Source organism: Pseudomonas sp. LH21, assembly GCF_036549575.1.
Taxonomy (GTDB): domain Bacteria; phylum Pseudomonadota; class Gammaproteobacteria; order Pseudomonadales; family Pseudomonadaceae; genus Aquipseudomonas; species Aquipseudomonas peradeniyensis.
Window position 1 is genome coordinate 2,448,691 of record NZ_CP144367.1, and the last position, 18,961, is coordinate 2,467,651.

The window sequence follows — 18,961 nt, forward strand, 5'->3', positions numbered from 1 at the left end:
GCGCGGGTGATGAAACGTTGGCGTGCTTACGGGCAGCCCTCTCAGGTCTTTGGGGGCAAGGGCTGTTGACCGAGTGAGGGCCTCCAGGTGTCCGCCGCAACCTTTGCAGCGCCTATGAGATCGAGCGCCGCCCGCGCGGCGCATCGCGGCACAAGGCCGCTCCCACATCTGTTTCGGGCCAGTCAGTCCTGTGCCATTACCTGGTCCGCCTTGTTGGCCCGACACGGTTTCAGCGTGGCCACCACTGCCGCTTCACCTGTCTCAAGACATGCACCAGGGCGGGCAACCATGAGATGTATGAGCGGCCTTGTGCCGCGATGCGCCACGCGGGCGACGCTCGATCTTACAGGCGCAGAAACCTTCGCGGCGAACACCTGGAAAGGCCTGGCCCTTACTGCGCCGACCCTGCCCCCATCAGAAACTCCCTTTGAGCGTCACCATGAAGTTGCGCGGCTCTCCATAGTAGTTACCCCAGCCGGTAGCCCCCACGGTCGAGTAATAACGCTTGTCCAGTAGGTTGTTGCCATTCAACGCCAGGCTCCAGTGCTCGTCGAGGCGGTACTGCACACGGCCGCTCCACAGGGTGTAGCCCGCCTGCTCGATGCTCAGGTTGCCCTGGCGGCGGAAGTTGTCGCTCTGGCTGGAAACCCCGGCGCCGACCGTCCAGCGCTCGAGCGCGCCGTCCAGCTGGTAGTCGCCCCAGACCTTGAGCATGTGCCGCGGGATGAAGCTGGAGGTGAAGGTCAGCTCGGTCGGGTCGGTCTGGTTGATGGTGTTCAGGTACTTGGTCTGGGTGTAGGTATAGCCCGCCAGCAACTGCAGGCGTTCGATGGGCGAGCCGCTGACCTCGGCCTCGAAGCCCTGGGCACGGACCTTGCCGCTGTCGGTGTAGCAGTACTGGTCGCCCGAGCCCAGGCAGGTGTCGGCGAAGTCGGTTTCGGCGCGGTGCTCCTCGACCGTGCGGAACAGGTTGAAGGCGGTGTTCAGCGCGCCGCCGAACAGCTCACCCTTGATACCCAGCTCGTAGTTGGCGCCGGTCTTGGGTTGCAAGGCTTGGCCCTGGGCATTCACCAGGTTGCTCTGCGGCTGGAAGATGTCGGCGTAGCTGGCGTAGGCGGTCCACTCATCGTTGAGGTCGTAGAGCACGGCGGCGAAGGGCGTGACCTGGCCGTTTTCCTGGCTGCGGTTGTGGACCCAGTAGTCCCAGGCCTGGGTGTAGGAGTCGCTCTTGTTGCGGTACCAGCTCACCCGCGTACCGAGCACCAGGGTCAATGGCTCGGCCAGCTTCAGGCGCAGGGTGGCGTAGGTGCCGTACTGGGTGGTGGTGGAGTCGGTGGGTACGCTACCGCCGCGGCTGGGGGCGGTCAGGAACGCGTCCTTGGACGGGTGGGGGAAGGCTGGCGACGGATCGAATGGATTCTGGGTACCGCTCAGCCCCATCAGCGCGAAGTAGTCGTGGGTCTGCTGGCGGCTGGCGTTGGCGCCGACAATCAGCTCGTGCTCGAGGCCGAACGCCTCGAACTTGCCGTCGAGGTAGCTATCGAAGCCGTAGTCGTCCTGGTCGTAGTCGAACCGCCCGGCATAGCGGCGGATCCCGGCGCTGCCGGCGCCCACCGGCACCGCGCCCTCGGCATAGCCGTACTCGATGTTCTGATTGTTGTGGGTGTAGACCGAGGCGAAGTTCAGCGTCCAGTCGTCGTTGAAGCGATGCTTGAGGTCGGCGAAGCCGGTGGTGCGCTGGCTTTGCTGGTCGTTCCAGCTGGCGCCAAGGCAGGTGGAGCGCGACAGCTTCAGGTCGCTGCCGTCGGCGTAGCGGGGCAGGCCGTGGTAGCAGGGCGAGGCGTCGACGTCTTCATAGGCAAGGCCCACGCCCAGAGTGGTGTCGGGTGTCACGTCCCAGTCCAGGGCGCTGTACAGCACCTGGTCCTGGCGCTTGGCGTTGTCGTAGAAATACTGACGATCCTGCAGGGTGGCCACGGCGCGGCCGCGCACGGTGCCCGACTCGTTGAGCGGGCCGCCCACGTCCACCTGGCCACGGTAGTTGTCCCAGGTGCCTGCGGACAGGGTCAGCGTGGTATGGGCCTTGTCCTGCCCGCGCTTGCGCACGAAGTTGACGCCGCCGGCGGACGAGCCTGAGCCCTTCATCATGCCGGCCGCGCCTTTGAGGATCTCGACGCGGTCGTAGAAGGCCATGTCGCTGGAGAAGCTGTTGGCCTGCACATAGTTGCCACCCACATCCAGCGGCACGCCGTCGTACTGGTACTGGCCGTCGAGGTTGAAGCCACGGGAGTAGAAGTACTTGCCGCCCATGGGCGAGTCGTAGACGGTGATGCCGGGGGTCTTGTCCAGCACCTGTTCCAGGGTGTTGAGGTTCTGGTCGTCGAGCATCTTGCGGGTCATCACCGTGACCGACTGCGGCGTTTCCTTGAGGCTGTGCACGCCTTTGCCGATGGTCACCGCACGCGCGGCGTAGGACTGGGTACCCTCGCTGGTGGCATCGAGGCGATTGGCGTCGATGGTCAACGGCCCCAGTTCCATCGCCGCGCCGTTGTCGGCCGGGACCAGCACATAGCCGCCGTTGCCCTGGCGCTGGGCTTGCAGCCCGCTGCTGGCGAGCAGGCGCAGCAGGCCTTCCTCGACGCTGTAGCTGCCGTCGAGCCCGGCGGTGCTGAGGTGGCGGGTCTGCTCGGTGTCGAACGAGATGGTCACTCCCGCTTGCACACCGAACTGGGTAATGGCGTTGCCCAGGGGGCCGGCGGCGATATGGTAGGTGTTCTGGCTGCTGGCCATGGCATGGGCCGGCGCGAACAACGCGCAGGGCACGGAGGCGAGGGACAGGCCGAAGGCGAACCGGCGGATGGCCAGGCGCAGGCGGGCGGTGGGGTGGGGAGCGGGCATTGGGTGATCCTTGCGTGTCATGGCGGAAAGTCGCTGTCGTCGCGGCTTGTGTCATGGACGGACGAGAATCGAAATCAGCAAGATTGCGGAGAACTTTTTTCGCTAAGGGTTCAGGCAGGCTCCACGCTGACCCAGTAGCGGCTCTGGTAGCGCACCTTCACCGGCAGGGATTTGGGCAGGTTCGCCAGGGCGATATCGGTGTCGTCGATACGGAACGAGCCGGAAATGCTCATGCCGCGAATGGCCGGGGCGCAGCGCAGCACGCCGGCGCGGTAGCGGCCCAGCTCGTCGATGAAGTCGCCCAGGCGCCAGTCGTTGACGCTGAGCATGCCCTGGACCCAGGCCGTCGAGTCGGCGGGCAGGGGCTGGGCGCGAGCCAACGTCTCGCGGTCGAAGTCGGCCTGTTGTCCGGCGTCCAGGCGCAGCACCTGGTCGAGGTGGTGTTGGGGGCGAATCTCGACGGCCGACTGCAACACGCCGACCCGTGTCTGCTCGGCTAGCTGCCGCACACTGAACCGCGTACCCAGTGCCCGCACGCTGCCGTTGTCGGTGTGCACGATGAACGGGCGCCGGGCGGGGTCGCTGGCGGTGCTGACCAGGATCTCGCCGCGGTACAGCTGGATCGCTCGTACCTGCGCATCGAAACGCACATCCAGCGCGGTGTCGACGTTCAGTTCCAGCTGCGAGCCGTCCTCCAGGCGCAGCGAGCGCCGCTCGCCGCTGCCGGTGCGCTGCTGGGCGAGCAGGGCGCGGTAGGGCAGCTGCTCGCTGGCCAGCCAGGTGCCGCCGCCGACGGCCAGTAGCATGCCCAGCACCTTCAGCACCTCGCGGCGCTGCGCCTGGGCCGCGCCCAAGCCCGACAGCGCGGCCTGGCTCGGCACCATTGCCCATTGCCGCTGGAGCTTCTCCACCCGCGCCCAGGCTTCGGCATGCGCGGGGCTTGCGGCCAGCCACGCCTGCCAGGCCTGGGTCCGTGCAGCGTCGGCATCACCGTCATTGAGCTGCACGTACCAGGTCGCGGCTGCTTCGAGCGTCTTCATATCCACAGCCCGGCCCTCAGCTCTCGACCACCAGCAGGCAGCGGGTCATGGCCCGGATCAGGTGGTTCTTCACCGTGGTGATCGAGACGTCGAAGCGTTCGGCGACCGCCGCATAGGTCAGCCCTTCCAGTTGCACCGCGAGGAAAATGTCCCGGGTCCTTGGGCCGAGCTCGTCGAGCATTGCATCGACCGATACCAGCATCTCGATGATCGACAGGCGAATCTCCGGCGACACGTCGACCGGCTCGGGCCGCAGGGCCAGGGCTTGCAAGTAGGCCTGCTCGATGGCGCGGCGGCGAACCTTGTCGATCAGCAGCGCACGGGCGATGGCGCTGAGGTAGCTGCGTGGCTCGCGGATGGGCGCCTGGTTGCGGGCGGTCATGACCCGCAGGAAGGTGTCGTGGGCCAGGTCGGACGCATCGGCGGTATTGCCCAGGCGCGCGCGCAACCAGCTTTTCAACCAGCCGTTGTTTTCGCTGTACAGCTGGTGCAGCGCCGAGCGGTCGAGCGTCGACATAGAGCGAGGTCCATGATGTAAATGGTAATTGCTCGCATTGTCTTGGTGTGGTGGTGGGATTGCAAGGGCTGGGGTGGTTCCAAGGGCTTTGTTCGGCATGGCAATGTCGGGACCGCTCTGCGGTCCTTTCGCGACACAAGGCCGCTCCTACAGGGGCCGCGATCGTCTGTAAGAGCGGTCTTGCCGGGGCGCCGGACCGGCCGGAAAAGGCTGCAACGCAGCCCCAGTGGGCCAGCGGGTTCCCGATCCTTCATTCAACTGATGAAAATAATTTTCGAAACCAACTCCGCACTGTTCTTCGCTTGCAACTTCTTCATCAACCTTGCCCGATGCACCTCCACCGTCCGATGCGAGATCCCCAGCTTTCGGGCCACCTCCTTGCAGGTCAGCCCATTGACGATATGCAAGGAAATCTCCCGCTCCCGCGGCGTCAGTTGCACCGTCGGCGCCGGCTGCCGGTCGAGCCGTTCGAAATGCCAGATCATCAGCTTGAACGGATCCTCCGCCGTCAGCGTGAAGCCCTGGGCCCTGGCCCAGAACACTTCGCCGTTGCGGTGCTGCATGAAGCGTTCGTCGGAGTAGAAGGCGCCCAGCCCGTTGCGCAGCCAGTGCTCGCTGCGTTCGCCGATGCTCTGGTAGTCGGCGTGGGACGGGTAGAGCAGCAAGGTCAGGTGCCCGCGCAGTTCTTCGCGGGTATAGCCGAACAGCCGGGCGAAGGCCTCGTTGCAGTCGAGCATGCGCCGGTGGCCGGTGATCAGCTGTGGCGCGGGTGAAACCTGGAATGCCAGGCGTTCCAGGTCCGGGGAGGCGTGGGTAGGTACGGTCATCAGGCTTCCTGCCTTGGGGGTCACGTCCCGTATGGCTCACTACTTACTTGCGTACGTAGTTGCCCCAACTAGCGTGGGATTTGGATACTGCCACATTGTATGCAATACCCGCTTCAAGGACAGAAGAAAATCACCATGCTCCACGATTCCATCGCCATCGTTGCCGCCGCGCACAGTCGCTTCGGCCGCCTGGATGGCCTGAACCTCGAGGACCTGATCGTCCAGGTTACCCGCGATGCCCTGCAGGACGCGGCCATCGACGCCGCCGAGATCGACGCGCTGTTCCTCGGTCACTTCAACTCGGGCCTGGTGGCCGACGGCTTCCCGGCTTCGTTGATGCTGCAGGCCGACCCGCAACTGCGCTTCAAGCCCGCCACCCGCTGCGAAAACGCCTGCGCCTCGGGCTCGGCGGCGATCCAGGCCGGGATCAACGCGATCCGCAGTGGCGCCGCCGAGCTGGTGCTGGTGGTCGGCGCGGAGAAGATGACCGGCAACAGCACGGTCGAGGTCACCCGGGCGCTGGCCGGCGCCGGCTACCAGAATGCCCTGGCGGAGGCCGGGCTGAGCTTCGCCCAGCTGTTCGGCCAGGTGGCGCAGCAGTACACCGAGCGCTACCACAGCCCGCTGGCGTCGATGGCGGCCATCGCCGTGAAGAACCACGCCAACGCCATGGCCAACCCGCTGGCGCAGATGCACCGGGTGATGGACTTCGAACACTGCAACCAGGTGTCGCCGGGCAACCCGCTGATCGCCGCGCCCCTGCGCCTGACCGACTGCTCGCTGATCAGCGATGGCGCAGCGGCGATCGTGCTGGCCTCGCCCAAGCGCGCCCGCTCGATGCGCCGCCAGGTGGCGATCCGCTCGATGGTCCAGGTCAACGACTTCCTGCCGCTGTCGCGCCGCGACATCCTCGCCTTCGAGGGGCCGCAACGGGCCATCCACGGGGCGTTGCGCGAGGCGGGGGTGACCCTGAACGACCTGAGCTTCGCCGAGGTGCACGACTGCTTCACCATTGCCGAACTGCTGATCTACGAGGCCATGGGCCTGGCGCCAAGGGGCGAGGGGCACCGGGCGCTGGATGACGGCATCGTGCGCCAGGGCGGGCGCTTGCCGGTGAACCTGTCCGGCGGGCTCAAGGCCAAGGGCCATCCGGTGGGCGCCACCGGGGTGTCAATGCATGCCCTGGGCTTCGCCCAGCTGACCGGCAAACCCATCGGCCTGGGCGTGCCCAACGCCGAGTTCGGCCTGCTGTTCAACATGGGCGGCATGGCGGTCGCCAACTATGCCAGCGTGCTGCAAGCGGTCAGGGTCTGAGGATGAACATCGCGCATTGGCTGCAGGATGCGGCCCAGCGCTGGCCCGAGCGCCCGGCGCTGTTCGACGGGGAGCGTCAGGTTGCCGATTACCGGATGTTTGCCACCCAGGTACGGGCACGGGCGCTGGCGTTGCGTCACACGCATGGCATCGAACCGGGTGACCGGGTGGCGTTGCTGATGAAGAACAGCTGCGCCTACCTTGAACTGCTCTACGCCATCTGGTGGAGCGGGGCGGTGGCGGTGCCGATCAACAGCAAGCTGCACGCCCTGGAAGCGGCCTGGATCGTCGGCAATGCCGGGGCGCGCCTGATCTATACCGACGAGGGCGCGGTCTTCGACAGCGCGACCCTGCCAGTCGGCTGCCGTGAGCTGGCCGCGCCTGCCCTGGTCGCGCCTGACCCGTCGGGCCGCGATGAACTGGCGCAGCCGCATCCGCGCCAGGACAGCGACCTGGCCTGGCTGTTCTATACCTCTGGCACCACGGGCCGTTCGAAGGGCGTGATGCTGTCCCATGGCAACCTGGTCGCCATGTCGCTGTGCTACCCGCTGGACGTCGACCCGGTGACTGCGGCCGATGCCGTGGTCTATGCCGCGCCGATGTCCCATGGCGCCGGGCTGTACAACTTCGTCCACGTGCGCTGCGGCGCCCGGCATGTGGTGCCGCAGTCTCGGGGCTTCCAGGCCGCCGAGCTGTTCGGCCTGGCGCAGGCCCTGAGCCAGGTCAGCCTGTTCGCCGCGCCGACCATGGTCAAGCGCATGGTCGAGCAGGCCCGCCAGCAGGGTTATGACGGCGCGGGCATCAAGACCATCGTCTACGGCGGCGGCCCGATGTACCTGGCGGACCTCAGCGAGGCCCTGGACACCTTCGGCCCGCGCCTGGTGCAGATCTACGGCCAGGGCGAATGCCCGATGACCATCAGCGCGCTGTCGCGTGAGGCCATCGCCGACCGTGAGCACCCCGACTGGCCCGCCATGGCCGCCTCGGTGGGGCGGGCCCAGGCCTGTGTCGAGGTCCGCGTGGTGGACGGCGCGGGCCAGCCGCTGGCGCCCGGCGAACCCGGCGAGATCAGCGTGCGCGGGCCGGTGGTGATGCAGGGTTACTGGGACAATCCGCAGGCCACCCAGGCGACCCTGGTGGACGGCTGGCTGCGCACCGGCGACATCGGATTGCTCGACGAGCGCGGCTACCTGACCCTGACCGACCGCAGCAAGGACGTGATCATCTCCGGCGGCAGCAACATCTACCCGCGCGAAGTCGAGGAAGTGCTGATCCAGCACCCCGACGTGTTCGAGGCCTGCGTGGTGGGGGAGGCTGACGCCGAATGGGGCGAGTCGGTGGTGGCCTTCGTCGTGCCGCGCACGCCGGGCAGCCTCGATGCCCAGGCGCTCAACCAATGGTTCCTGGCGCGCATGGCCTCGTTCAAGAAACCGAAGAAATACCTGTTCTGCGCCGAGCTGCCGAAGAACAGCTACGGCAAGATTCTCAAGACCCAGCTGCGCCAGTGGCTGCAGAACCCCGACGGGGCGTTCGCCAGCCACTGACCCTAATGCCAGTCAGTTAGCGCTTCATCGCACTTATTGGGGCTGCTTTGCAGCCCTTCGCGGGTAAACCCGCTCCCACAGGATCGCGCAAACGCTGAATCGAGCGCTGTACCTGTGGGAGCGGGTTTACCCGCGAAGGGTCGCGCAGCGACCCCAATTGCCTTAACTGACTGGCATTAGCCACTGACCCGCATCTTTCATGGAAAGCACCACGACAGGAGTTCCCGACATGGGCATGTCACCCGGCAACACCCAGCGCCAGCGGCGCCGCGCCTTTATCGGCGCCACCACCGGCCACTTGATCGAGTGGTACGACTACGGCGTCTACGGCTTCCTGGCCTTGTACATCGGCAAGGCCTTCTTCGTTTCCGACGACCCCACCAGCAGCCTGCTGGCGAGCTTCGCGGCCTTCGCCCTGAGCTTCTTCATCCGCCCGCTGGGCGGGTTGTTCTTCGGCCCGCTGGCGGACAAGATCGGCCGCCGCCGCACACTGATCACGGTGCTGGTGATGATGGCCGGTTCTACCTTCCTGCTCGGCCTGCTGCCGACCTACGCCAGTATCGGCATCGCCGCGCCGGTGATCCTGGTGCTGATCCGCTGCGTGCAGGGCTTCTCTGCCGGCGGTGAGATCGGCACCATCACCAGCTTCATCTCCGAATACGCCGGGCCCGGTCGACGCGGCTTCGCCACCTGCTGGCTGATGGTCACCGCGGTGCTGGGCCTGCTGCTGGGCGGCGCCGTGGCCAATGGCATGACCTGGGCGCTGGGCGCCGAGCTGATGCAGGACTGGGGCTGGCGGATTCCGTTCCTGATCGCCGGTCCCTTGGGCTTCATCTCGCTGTACATTCGCCTCAAGCTCGAGGACAGCCCCGAGTTCCTCGCCCTGGTGGAAGCCGGGCAGACCTCCAAGGCGCCGCTGCGCGAGGTATGGCAGTGGAAGCGCGCGATCGCCCTGGTGTTTTTCATCATTACCCTGCACAGCTCGATCTTCTACCTGGTGCTGACCTTCGCCTCGACCTACATGTCCAACACGCTGAAGTTCGACAGCGGCACCACCTTGCTCTACGTGTTCGTCGCCAGCCTGTCGGCGGCGCTGGTGATGCCATTCGGTGGCGCCTTCACCGACCGCTACGGGCGCAAGCCGTTCCTGATGGTGATCGGCACCCTGGCGACCCTGGCCATGTACTGGTTCTTCAAGACCGCGCCCGGCGCTACCCCGGCCACCCTGTTCTGGCCGCTGATGGCGGTGGCGATCCTGTTCGGGCTGTATGCTTCGTCGACCTACGCGTTGATGAGCGAACTGCTGCCGACGCGGATCCGCTCCACCGGCATCGCCATGGCCTATAACATCCCGGTGGCGGTGTTCGGCGGCAGCGCGCCGCTGATCTCCACCTGGCTGATCAAGGTGACCGGGGATATCACTGCGCCGTGGTACTTCTACGTGGGCACCGGTGTGGCGTCGCTGGTGGCGCTGGTGGTGCTGCGCAAGGAGGATTTCGTCGCCTGTGGCCACGCTGCGCGCCAGCCGGTTGAACCGAACCCATTGAACCTGCGTTCGGCCTGAGGGCAGGAGACCTTTGTGGGGGCGGGTCTATCGGGGCGCCGAACCGCCGCGAAGCAGGCAACGTGGTGCGTGGTACCGGCTTCGCCGGTGTTCGCGGGTAAACCGGCCCCCACAGTCAGGGATTTGGACCAGAGCAGCATTCTGTTACAGTCGCCGCCTCACTTTATCGGTCCGGGGATGTACAAGGATGTCGCTTCACGATTGGTTCGGTTTTGTCGTCGTCTCGATGCTGGTGACCCTGTCGCCAGGCCCAGGGGTCATCATGGCCCTGTCCAACTCGTTGTCCCACGGGCCGAGGCGGGCAATGCTCGGTTCGCTCGGCAACGCCTTCGGCCTGCTGGTGGTGTCCACCGCCACCAGTGCCGGCCTCGGGATGCTGCTGCAAACCTCGGCCACGGCCTTCCTGCTGCTCAAGGTGCTTGGCGCGAGCTACCTGATCTACCTGGGCATCAAGCAGTGGAAGCGTCGCACCAGCGCCTTTGACCAGCTGGAGCAGCCGACCAAGGCCATCGCCAGCAATCGCCGGCTGCTGCTCAACGGCGTGACGGTGGCGCTGACCAATCCGAAGGCGATCCTGTTCTTCGCCGCCTTCCTGCCGCAGTTCATGCGCACCGGCCACGGCGCCGACGGCCAGCTCGGTCTGTTGGTGGTCACCTTCGCCCTGTGCTCGATGCTCTCCCATGCCTTCTATGTCACCCTGGCCCAGGCCTTGAAACGCCAGCTGGCCGCACCGAACCGCGCGCGCCTGATGAACCGCCTGTTCGGCGTGTCGTTCATGACGCTGGGGGCCAGCCTGTTCACTGTTCAGGCCAAGACAGCCTGAAGCAAACGTCTCCAATAGGTATACCGCCATGGCACAAGCCACCGACCAGGCCTTCTACGACCGCGCCGACGCGCATATCGAACTGGCCAACCAGCAGATCGAAAAGCTCGAGGACCTCGGCAAGGTCAGCGCTTCGATGACCTTCGCCGCCAGTCGCTTCAATGCCTGGATGACGGCGCGCAGCTTCAAGTCGGCACAGGAGATGGCCGCCGCGCGGGAGGAGCTTCTGAAGTACTTCTGCGAGCAGTACCGGATGATGCTCGAGGACAACCTCGATGAACATATCCAGCAGTTCGACCGCTATGTGCTGGGCAAGGACAGCTGAGGTCCGCCCAGAAAATCTGGCGATCTTCACACGACCTTGACAATCGCTGGAAGGAACGTTGACAGAGCCTCGCTAAAGTTCGCCCCCGTTGAAATGCACCGGGCAATGCCGGTGCGTTTCCCGTGGTGTCGAAACCCTTATCCAGCGAGTCATGATCATGTTCGAATCAACGTCCATCAGGAAGATACTGGGCACTTCGCTTGCCCTCAACGCGGCGCTTGCCTGCAGCCAGGCCAGTGCCCAGGAAAAGACTGCGCCGGACATCATCTGGGGCGATGAGACCCAGGTCACCGCCGGCTTCGCCCTGCATGCCGCGCCGCGCTACATGGGCGCGAAGGGCAGCCAGGGCCACCTGTTGCCATCGGTGACCCTCCAGCGCGGCATCTTCTTCGCCGACAGCCTCAAGGGCGTGGGCGTTCAGCACCAGTTCGACAGCGGCTTCAGTGCCAGCCTCTCGCTTGGCTACGACTTCGGCCGTGCCGACGGTGACAGCAAGTACCGCAATGGCTCGGATTATTTAAAAGGCATGGGCGAGGTAGGCGGTGCGACGGTGGTCGACATCAACCTGGCCCAGCAGGTCCTGCCCTGGCTGGCGATCACCGCCGATGCCGAGCTGCGTACCGGTGGCTACAAACGCGGCAACCGCTATCAGTTCGGCCTGCTGAGCACGCTGCACCACAACGACGCCGACACGGTGACCCTGGGCGTCAACGCCCATGCGGGGCAGGCCAGGTACAACCAGACCTACTTCGGCGTCACCGCCCAGCAAAGCGCCAACACCGATTTCGATCGATTCAAGGCCGACCAGGGCATCTATGCCTACTCGGGCGAGCTGTCGTGGATGCACCGGTTTGACCCGCACTGGTCGACCATCGCCAGCGTGAATGTGATGCACTACACCGATCAGGTTCGCCACAGCCCGATCATCCGCCAGGATACGCCGGTCACCTCGACCGTCGGGGTGCAGTACACGTTCTGACTCAGGCCTGCGGGAGGAATGCCTCCTCGATGAAGGCTTCGAGCGCCTGTGCCTCGATGATCTCGATCGAGAAATGCCCGAAACGCTTTGGCAGCCAGATGATGCGGGCACCGGCAGGCGACTGCAGGTGCTCGCGCGCCAGCGGCTTGCCGTTCTCGTCCTCGGGCTGGATGCCGTTGGCCGTCAGTTGGTCATAGGCCTGTTCGATGTCCGGGGTGGAATAGCAATGGCGGTAGATCATCCCTTCGCCGTGGCTGTCGAGCAGGTCCTTGAGGTTGCCCGCCAGCGGCTGCACCAGCATGAAGCGTTCCTGACCGACCCGGGCGATGGCGTAGTGCACATGCAGGCCGCCGCGTTCCCAGACGAGCGTGCGCGAGATCTCGGCGCCCAGCACCTGGGCGTAGTAGGTACAAGCGGCCTGCAGATCGGCGACCAGCACGTCCACGTGGCTGAATTTCAGGTCCATCGCATCGCTCGCTATCTCGGCAGGTGTTGTCATTGTCAGGCTCAGGGCTGTGCGGGGGAGGCGCTGTCCGCCGTGGTCGGTTCGGCCTGCTGGCTGGCCTCGGCCGCCAGCTTCAGTCGGTCGGCCTTGCAGATGTAGGTATTGCGGTTTTTCGGCGCCAGTTTGGCGCTGGCCTTCTTGGCGTGGGCTTTCAACAGCTGGTTGATCTTTTTACGACGGTTCATGTTTTTCGCTTCATTGGCGCCTGGTGGTACGGCAGGAGAGAACGATACAACAAAGCGCCACTGACGAATCGTCATATTCGCGCTACACCATCACCTGACGGGTTTGCACGAAGGGCAGGCACGGAGCCTGTCGAACCCGACAAGGAGGTCATCATGCAAGGATCACCACGGCATTGCGCCTGGGCTAGAACACTGCTTTGGGGCTGGCTGGCCGCCGCCTCGCCGATCTTCGCCGAGGAAATCTGCGCGTTGCCCGACGTCGTCGAGCCCGCGCCGGTGCGCCCGGTGGACTACGTCAACAAGGACTTGCCCACCGACTACCTGGCGCTGGTGCTGTCCTGGTCGCCGGAGCACTGCGAGGCCCAGCGCAACAAGCCCAAGGCGCAACGGGACAAGCATGCCTTCCAGTGCTTCTCCGGCAACCGTTTCGAGTGGGTGGTGCATGGCCTGTGGCCGCAGAACCGCTATGCCAAGTCCAACCAGGACCATCCTCGCAACTGCCAGAGCGTCGGCTCGCTGCCGGCGCCACTGGTCAGGCAGCACTTGTGCATGATGCCGGGGCCGGACCTGATGCAGAACGAATGGCAGGCTCACGGCACCTGTGGCTGGTCGTCCGCCGACCGCTACTTCGCCGATATCCAGCGGGTGTACGACACGCTGCGCCGTCCCGACACGCAAGCCATGCTCGGTAGCGATCCTGGCCCCAATCAACTGGTGAACGCCAAGGTCAGCGACATCAAGCAGGCCTTCCTGGCCCGCAACCCTGCATTGCCGGCACAGAGCCTGCGGGTCTCGGTGGGTTCGGGCAACCGCCTGAAGGAGCTCTGGGTGTGCCTGGACAAGCAGCTTGCCCCGATTCCGTGCCCGAGCGGCGGGACCCCCGACAACCAGCAGATCAAGGTCAGGACGCCGTTCCAGTAACCGGCCTGCAAGGAGTGCACCCATGCGAGCTTCCGCCACTGGCGACTACCTGCGCATCCGCGCCATCGCCGGCACCCATGTCGTGTTCCTGGCCTGGGACTTCGTCACGCCGCCGAGCCTCGAGACACTGGTCGGCGAGCAGAACCTGCTGGGCTTTGCCGTGCACCGTCGGTACTTCGACGCGGCCGGCAAGCTGCGAACCCAATACTACCTGCGCGGCCTCAAGCGCTTCGCTGACAAGGACAAGGGACTGCCACCGGGCACGCTGGTGCCGACCAGCGAGCAACCGATCCAGAGTTTCCTGTGGGCCGACTACACCGTCGCGCCCGAAGGGGAGTACGCCTACACGGTGCAGCCGGTGTTCGGCGAGCCCAGGAACTTGAGCATCGACGAAGCCCGGGGCGTCTCGGTGCGCGTGCGCTGTGAGCCGACGCTTGCTCCGGGCGGCGAGGGCCTGGGGCACGATATCCATTTCAACCGCGGCGTGATTGGCTCCCAGGCTTATGCCAGGGAGTTCGACAATGTCGCTCCCGATCCGGATGCGCCGGCCTCCAAACCGATGAAATGGCTTTCGCGGGGCCTGTACGAGGCCCTGCTCGACTTCATCGGGCGAGGCGGCGCGAAAGGCATGGGCCTGCGCGCGGCGTTCTATGAGTTCCAGTACCTGCCGGTTGCCCAGGCTCTGCGCGAGGCCGCCCGTGAAGGCGACGTGCAGATCGTCTTCGATGCCCAGAGCAAGTACAAGGCGAACAACCTGGCCACCATCGAGCAGGCCGGCCTGCAGGCCTGGGTGCATCCGCGCACGGTCAGCGAAGGCATCCGCCACAACAAGTTCATCGTGCTGCTCAAGGACGGCCAGCCGGTCAGCGTCTGGACCGGCTCGACCAATATCTCGGCTGGCGGGATCTTCGGCCACTCCAATGTCGGCCATGTTGTCCACGACCCCATCATCGCGCGGCAATACCTGGACTACTGGACGCGGCTGCAACAGAACATGACCCCGGCGAGCTTGCGAGTGCCCAACGCCCAGGCCAGCCCGTTGCCCGCCTTGCCGTTGCAGCCGGGCACCTACCCGCTGTTCAGCCCCCGCGAGCGCAAGGAAACGCCCCAGGCGCAGAAGACCTTGCAGTGGTATGCAGACCTGGCCGGCAATGCCCGGCAATTGGTGTGCTTCACTGCTGCGTTCGAGATCGCCCCGGAGTTCCAGAAGGTGCTCCAGGCGCAGAACGATGTGCTGCGCTACGTGATCAAGGACGACCCGCTCAGGAAGACCGAGGACATCGGCACCGACGGTGACGTGATCTTCGCCGCCGGCAGCTACCTGGGCGAGGACAACCCGCTGACCAACGCGCTCAAGGAGCGTGACAACCCGCTCAACAGCAACGACTTCGTGCATACCAAGTATCTGCTGGTCGACCCGTTGGGCGAGCAGCCCACGGTGGTGACCGGGTCGGCGAACTTCAGCGCCGCCTCCCAGGAGAAGAACGACGAGAACATGCTGGTGATCCACGGCGACACCCGGGTGGCGGACATCTACTTCGGCGAGTTCATGCGCCTGTTCGATCACCACTACGCGCGCTACCTGGCGGCGAAGTACCAGGCCCGGCCTGGGAGCACTGGCAACTACCTCAAGCCGCAGGCCGGGCAATGGTTGCCCGCGCACCTGGATCCGTCTAACTACCGGTCGAAGCGGCGCCGCTATCTGGTCGGCTGACAGTCTCCTCAGGCCATACGCAATCCCTTGTAGGAGATCACAAAGCCCTTCCGAGCTGCGCTGTCGCGGAGGAACAGGGTTCCAGCGTGGGAGCGGGCTTGCCCCGCGATCACCGGCGGAGCCGGTGCCAAACGCCGCATCGCGGGGCAAGCCCGCTCCCACGCTGTCCCAGCTAAATCAACGTATTATGTTTTGTTCCATTAGAGCAGCCATGCGCCGCCTGGGCATGTAGGTGATTTGCTCCATGATGGGTAGGAGAAGCATAGCGATACTGTATGAATATCCAGTATTCATTGGGGTTTCTCCCAACGGTCGGCTTCAGTGCGCAAAATCGCCCCGTGGACAATAAATCCAGCTCCGTTAGTTTGAAGGCCTCTCCTTCGGAAAGGGAGAGTTCTCAAATCAAATGGAGCTATGAACATGAACCAACCACAAAACCAGAACCCACTTCGCCATGGCCGCGTCACTTCCCCGGCTTCCCGCGGCGCCGTCGCCATCGACCTCGGCGTGCTCAGCGGCTGGCAGGTCGACGAAATGGAAGGCGGCAAGAACTTCCCGGCCCTGGCGGCCGGCCCGTTCCCCGCACCGTTCCAGTCGGACAACCCAAGCGTCGCCCCGCCCGCCGACGGCTACATCCTCAGCGGTGGCAAGACCGACGCCCGCGACTGCGTCAACTTCACCGACGAGGAGATGAGCAAGAAGCTCAACCGCGCCTTCACCTGGCCGCTGGTGAACGTCGACCCCGGGCAGCTGTTCAAGGTGACCTGGCGCTACACCGCGCCGCACACCACCCGCGGCTACCGCTGGCTGATCACCAAGGACGGCTGGGATCCGAAACAGCGCATCACCCGTGCGCAGCTGGAGGACAAGCCGTTCGCCGAGGACTTCTACCCGCAGGTGCCGTACTACAGCCATGCCGGCGAGCTGAAGGCCAAGGTAGACCACGAAGTGAAGCTGCCGGCCAACAAGAAGGGCCGTCATGTGATCGTCCTGATGTGGATCGTCGCCAACACCGGCAACGCCTTCTACCAGGCCTTCGACGTCGACTTCAAGTAAGTCCGCGAATCTTCCACACGTTCTAAAGGATTGGAACATGTCAAAGATTGACTTTACCCAACTGAAGGCCGCGCGCGACGACGCCGCCTCGCGCATGCCCAGCCTCGAGGGCAAGAAGATCCTCATGGGCTACTGGCACAACTGGCCGGCGGGCCCTGCGGACGGCTACCAGCGCGGGCAGTTCGCCAACATGAGCCTGGAGGAGGTGCCGCGCGACTACAACGTGGTGGCCGTGGCGTTCATGAAGGGCAGCGGCATCCCTACCTTCAAGCCGTACAACCTGTCCGACGCCGAGTTCCGCCGCCAGGTCGGCGTGCTCAACAGCCAGGGCAGGGCGGTGCTGATGTCGCTGGGCGGTGCCGATGCGCATATCGCGCTGAACCCGGGCCACGAACAGCCGCTGGCCAATGAAATCATCCGCCTGGTGGAAACCTACGGTTTCGACGGGCTGGACATCGATCTTGAACAGAGCGCGATCGACTTCGCCGCCAACAAGACCGTCCTGCCCGCCGCGCTGAAGCTGGTTAAGGATCACTATGCCGCCGAGGGCAAGCATTTCATCATCAGCATGGCACCGGAGTTCCCCTACCTGACCAGCGCCGGGCGCTACGTCGACTACCTCAAGGCACTGGAGGGGTACTACGACTTCATCGCCCCGCAGTTCTACAACCAGGGTGGCGACGGGCTGTGGGTGCAGGAGGCCAACAACGGCAGGGGCGCCTGGATCGCCCAGAACAACGATGCGCTCAAAGAGGACTTCCTCTTCTACCTGACCGAAAGCCTGGTCAGCGGCACCCGCGGCTTCACCCGGATCCCGGCCGACAAGTTCGTCATCGGCCTGCCGGCCAACGTCGATGCCGCCGCCACCGGCTATGTGGTCAACCCGACGGCGGTGACCAACGCGTTCAAGCGCCTGTACGCCAAGGGTGTGTCGATCAAGGGCCTGATGACCTGGTCGGTCAACTGGGACAACGGGGTCAACAAGGACCACGTGCCCTACAACCAGGAGTTCAGCCGACGCTACGGGCCGCTGATCAACGGCACCAAGGCGCCCGCACGCACCCGCAAGGCACCGACCGGCGCCTGATCGAACCTGCATCGGGCAGACGTGCCTGATGCCCGGCAGTCGAGGCCTGCCGAGGTGATCGATCGATGAGAATCCGATGCCGCAAGGCATCGGATTTTTTGTTGTGTGCAGGACTGCAAGCCATATGTCCGAAAATGGCGAGCCGCAAGCGCATCCAGGGCATAGGATGTCGCTCATGACCAACCTCATCGATTCCCCCGAAAGCGATGCCTGCTACCTGGCCCTGAAAGCGCATGACGCGCGCTTCGATGGCGCCTTCTTCGCCGCAGTCACCAGCACCGGCATCTATTGCCGGCCGGTGTGCCGGGTGAAGACGCCACGGCGCGAGAACCTGCGTTTCTACCGGCATGCCGCCCAGGCCGAGGCGGCGGGCTTCAGGCCGTGCCTGAGATGTCGCCCTGAGCTCGCGCCGCGTGCGGTGGCGTGGAGTACCGAGGATGCCTCGCGCATCCTGGCCGTGCAGGCGGCGCGCATGCTGGACGAGCCGCAGAGCGTGCGTACGATGGTCGACATCGCCCGCCACCTGGGGGTGAGCGACCGCCATCTGCGACGCATCTTCGAGGCGCATTTCGGGGTCTCGCCGCTGCAGTACCTGCAGACACGCCGGCTGCTGGCGGCCAAGCAACTGATCGCCGACACGCAGCTGCCGATGACCCAGGTGGCGTTGGCCAGCGGCTTTGGCAGCGTGCGGCGCTTCAACGATGCGTTCTCCCAGCATTATGGCCTGAACCCCAGCGCGTTGCGCCGCGCCCGCTCGACCGCCAATGGGCATGGGGTGAGCATTCGCCTGGGCTGGCGCCCGCCCTATGACGTGGAGGCGATGCTGGGCTTCCTGCGCCTGCGCGCCATCCCGGGCCTGGAATGGGTGGAGGGCCGGCAGTACATGCGCACCCTGCGCCTTGTGCAGGGCCAGCAGGCGTGCAGCGGCTGGCTCAGTGTGAGCCTTGACGACCAGCGTGCCCAGGCGCAGGTGACCATCAGTGACAGCCTGGCAGGCATGCTGCCCACGCTGATCAACCGCGTGCGGGCCGCGTTCGACCTGGATGCCGACCCGCTGGCGATCCACAGTGTGTTGCAGGCCACGTTCCCGGCGAGTGAAGGCATGCGTGTGCCAGGTACGCTGGACGGTTTCGAGCTGGCGGTGCGTGCCGTGCTTGGCCAGCAGATCACCGTGGCCGCAGCGCGCACACTGGGCGCGCGCCTGGTCGGCACCTTTGGCGAACCCATCCAGACCCCCGTTGCAGCGCTGGACCGTCTGTTTCCCACGCCAGCCAGCCTGGCGGCGGCCAGCGGTGACGCCCTTGGCCGCCTGGGCATCACGCGCCAGCGCCAGGCTGCGCTCAAGGCCCTGGCCGAGGCCGTGGGGGAGGGGCGCCTGGTGCTGAGCCCCGGCGTCGATGTCGCGGCCACCTGCGCCCAGTTGCGTGCCTTGCCCGGCATCGGCGACTGGACGGCCCAGTACATCGCCTTGCGCGCGTTGCGCTGGCCCGATGCGTTTCCGGCGGGTGACGTGGCGCTGCAGAAGGCCCTGGGCGTCAACAGCGCCATTGCCGCCACACAGGCTGCGCAGGATTGGCGGCCCTGGCGTGGCTATGCGGTGCTGCGTGCCTGGCAGGGGCTGGCAGGCGCGGCGCGTCCGTGAGTGTCTTGGCAAACGCTGTG

Annotated in this window: 17 protein-coding genes; 11 read left to right on the forward strand and 6 right to left on the reverse strand. The window is 65.4% G+C overall.

All coding sequences use genetic code 11. The features are described 5' to 3' along the window. Positions 1-414: 414 nt before the first annotated feature. From VUG52_RS11320 to VUG52_RS11335, 4 genes are all read right to left on the reverse strand, one after another. Positions 415-2,898, reverse strand: a complete 2,484-nt coding sequence (locus VUG52_RS11320; RefSeq protein WP_050706047.1) for a TonB-dependent siderophore receptor — start codon at positions 2,896-2,898, stop codon at positions 415-417. 110 nt (positions 2,899-3,008) lie between these two features. Then, positions 3,009-3,944: a FecR domain-containing protein gene (locus tag VUG52_RS11325; RefSeq protein WP_050706046.1), complete on the reverse strand. Its 936-nt coding sequence runs from the start codon at positions 3,942-3,944 to the stop codon at positions 3,009-3,011. 10 nt (positions 3,945-3,954) lie between these two features. After that, positions 3,955-4,455 carry a sigma-70 family RNA polymerase sigma factor gene (locus VUG52_RS11330; protein ID WP_050706045.1) on the reverse strand — a complete coding sequence of 167 codons (501 nt, stop codon included), beginning with the start codon at positions 4,453-4,455 and terminating at the stop codon, positions 3,955-3,957. 254 nt (positions 4,456-4,709) lie between these two features. Beyond that, a complete protein-coding gene (locus tag VUG52_RS11335; RefSeq protein WP_050706044.1) occupies positions 4,710-5,282 on the reverse strand; it encodes a LuxR C-terminal-related transcriptional regulator in 573 nt (190 codons plus the stop codon). A 135-nt stretch (positions 5,283-5,417) separates the two neighbouring features. On the opposite strand from VUG52_RS11335, the gene VUG52_RS11340 reads away from it, so the two are divergent. From VUG52_RS11340 to VUG52_RS11365, 6 genes are all read left to right on the forward strand, one after another. After that, complete coding sequence (locus VUG52_RS11340; protein ID WP_050706043.1) at positions 5,418-6,596, forward strand: acetyl-CoA acetyltransferase; 1,179 nt, start codon at positions 5,418-5,420, stop codon at positions 6,594-6,596. Positions 6,597-6,598: 2 nt separating this feature from the next. Further along, positions 6,599-8,140, forward strand: coding sequence for a class I adenylate-forming enzyme family protein (locus tag VUG52_RS11345; protein ID WP_050706042.1), 1,542 nt, complete (start codon positions 6,599-6,601; stop codon positions 8,138-8,140). A gap of 229 nt (positions 8,141-8,369) precedes the next feature. Further along, the gene (locus VUG52_RS11350) at positions 8,370-9,704 is read left to right on the forward strand and encodes an MFS transporter (protein WP_050706041.1); all 1,335 of its coding nucleotides are present in this window, start codon (positions 8,370-8,372) and stop codon (positions 9,702-9,704) included. 187 nt (positions 9,705-9,891) lie between these two features. Next, entirely contained in the window at positions 9,892-10,527 is a 636-nt protein-coding gene (locus tag VUG52_RS11355) for a LysE family translocator (protein ID WP_050706040.1), read from the forward strand. A 28-nt stretch (positions 10,528-10,555) separates the two neighbouring features. After that, positions 10,556-10,852 (forward strand): DUF3144 domain-containing protein, encoded by a 297-nt coding sequence (locus tag VUG52_RS11360; RefSeq protein ID WP_050706039.1) that lies wholly within the window; start codon positions 10,556-10,558, stop codon positions 10,850-10,852. 157 nt (positions 10,853-11,009) lie between these two features. Further along, positions 11,010-11,831, forward strand: a complete 822-nt coding sequence (locus tag VUG52_RS11365) for a MipA/OmpV family protein (RefSeq protein ID WP_050706186.1) — start codon at positions 11,010-11,012, stop codon at positions 11,829-11,831. Position 11,832: 1 nt separating this feature from the next. Here VUG52_RS11365 and VUG52_RS11370 read toward each other — a convergent pair whose 3' ends face one another. Together VUG52_RS11370 and VUG52_RS11375 are read right to left on the reverse strand one after the other, a co-directional pair. Beyond that, positions 11,833-12,297, reverse strand: coding sequence for a VOC family protein (locus VUG52_RS11370; protein WP_050706038.1), 465 nt, complete (start codon positions 12,295-12,297; stop codon positions 11,833-11,835). Between the two features lie 41 nt (positions 12,298-12,338). Next, complete coding sequence (locus VUG52_RS11375) at positions 12,339-12,521, reverse strand: DUF2986 domain-containing protein (RefSeq protein ID WP_050706037.1); 183 nt, start codon at positions 12,519-12,521, stop codon at positions 12,339-12,341. A 153-nt stretch (positions 12,522-12,674) separates the two neighbouring features. Between VUG52_RS11375 and VUG52_RS11380 the strand changes: the two genes are divergently transcribed. The 5 genes from VUG52_RS11380 (at position 12,675) to VUG52_RS11400 (ending at position 18,941) form a co-directional block, all read left to right on the forward strand. Next, positions 12,675-13,442 (forward strand): ribonuclease T2 family protein, encoded by a 768-nt coding sequence (locus tag VUG52_RS11380; protein WP_050706036.1) that lies wholly within the window; start codon positions 12,675-12,677, stop codon positions 13,440-13,442. A 22-nt stretch (positions 13,443-13,464) separates the two neighbouring features. Then, on the forward strand, positions 13,465-15,156 hold the full coding sequence (locus VUG52_RS11385; RefSeq protein ID WP_050706035.1) for a phospholipase D-like domain-containing protein: 1,692 nt from the start codon (positions 13,465-13,467) through the stop codon (positions 15,154-15,156). 420 nt (positions 15,157-15,576) lie between these two features. Next, entirely contained in the window at positions 15,577-16,212 is a 636-nt protein-coding gene (locus VUG52_RS11390; protein ID WP_028689290.1) for a lytic polysaccharide monooxygenase auxiliary activity family 9 protein, read from the forward strand. Positions 16,213-16,249: 37 nt separating this feature from the next. Next, complete coding sequence (locus VUG52_RS11395; RefSeq protein ID WP_050706034.1) at positions 16,250-17,299, forward strand: chitinase; 1,050 nt, start codon at positions 16,250-16,252, stop codon at positions 17,297-17,299. A gap of 175 nt (positions 17,300-17,474) precedes the next feature. Then, positions 17,475-18,941 carry a DNA-3-methyladenine glycosylase 2 family protein gene (locus VUG52_RS11400; protein WP_050706033.1) on the forward strand — a complete coding sequence of 489 codons (1,467 nt, stop codon included), beginning with the start codon at positions 17,475-17,477 and terminating at the stop codon, positions 18,939-18,941. The last annotated feature ends 20 nt before the right edge of the window (positions 18,942-18,961 follow it).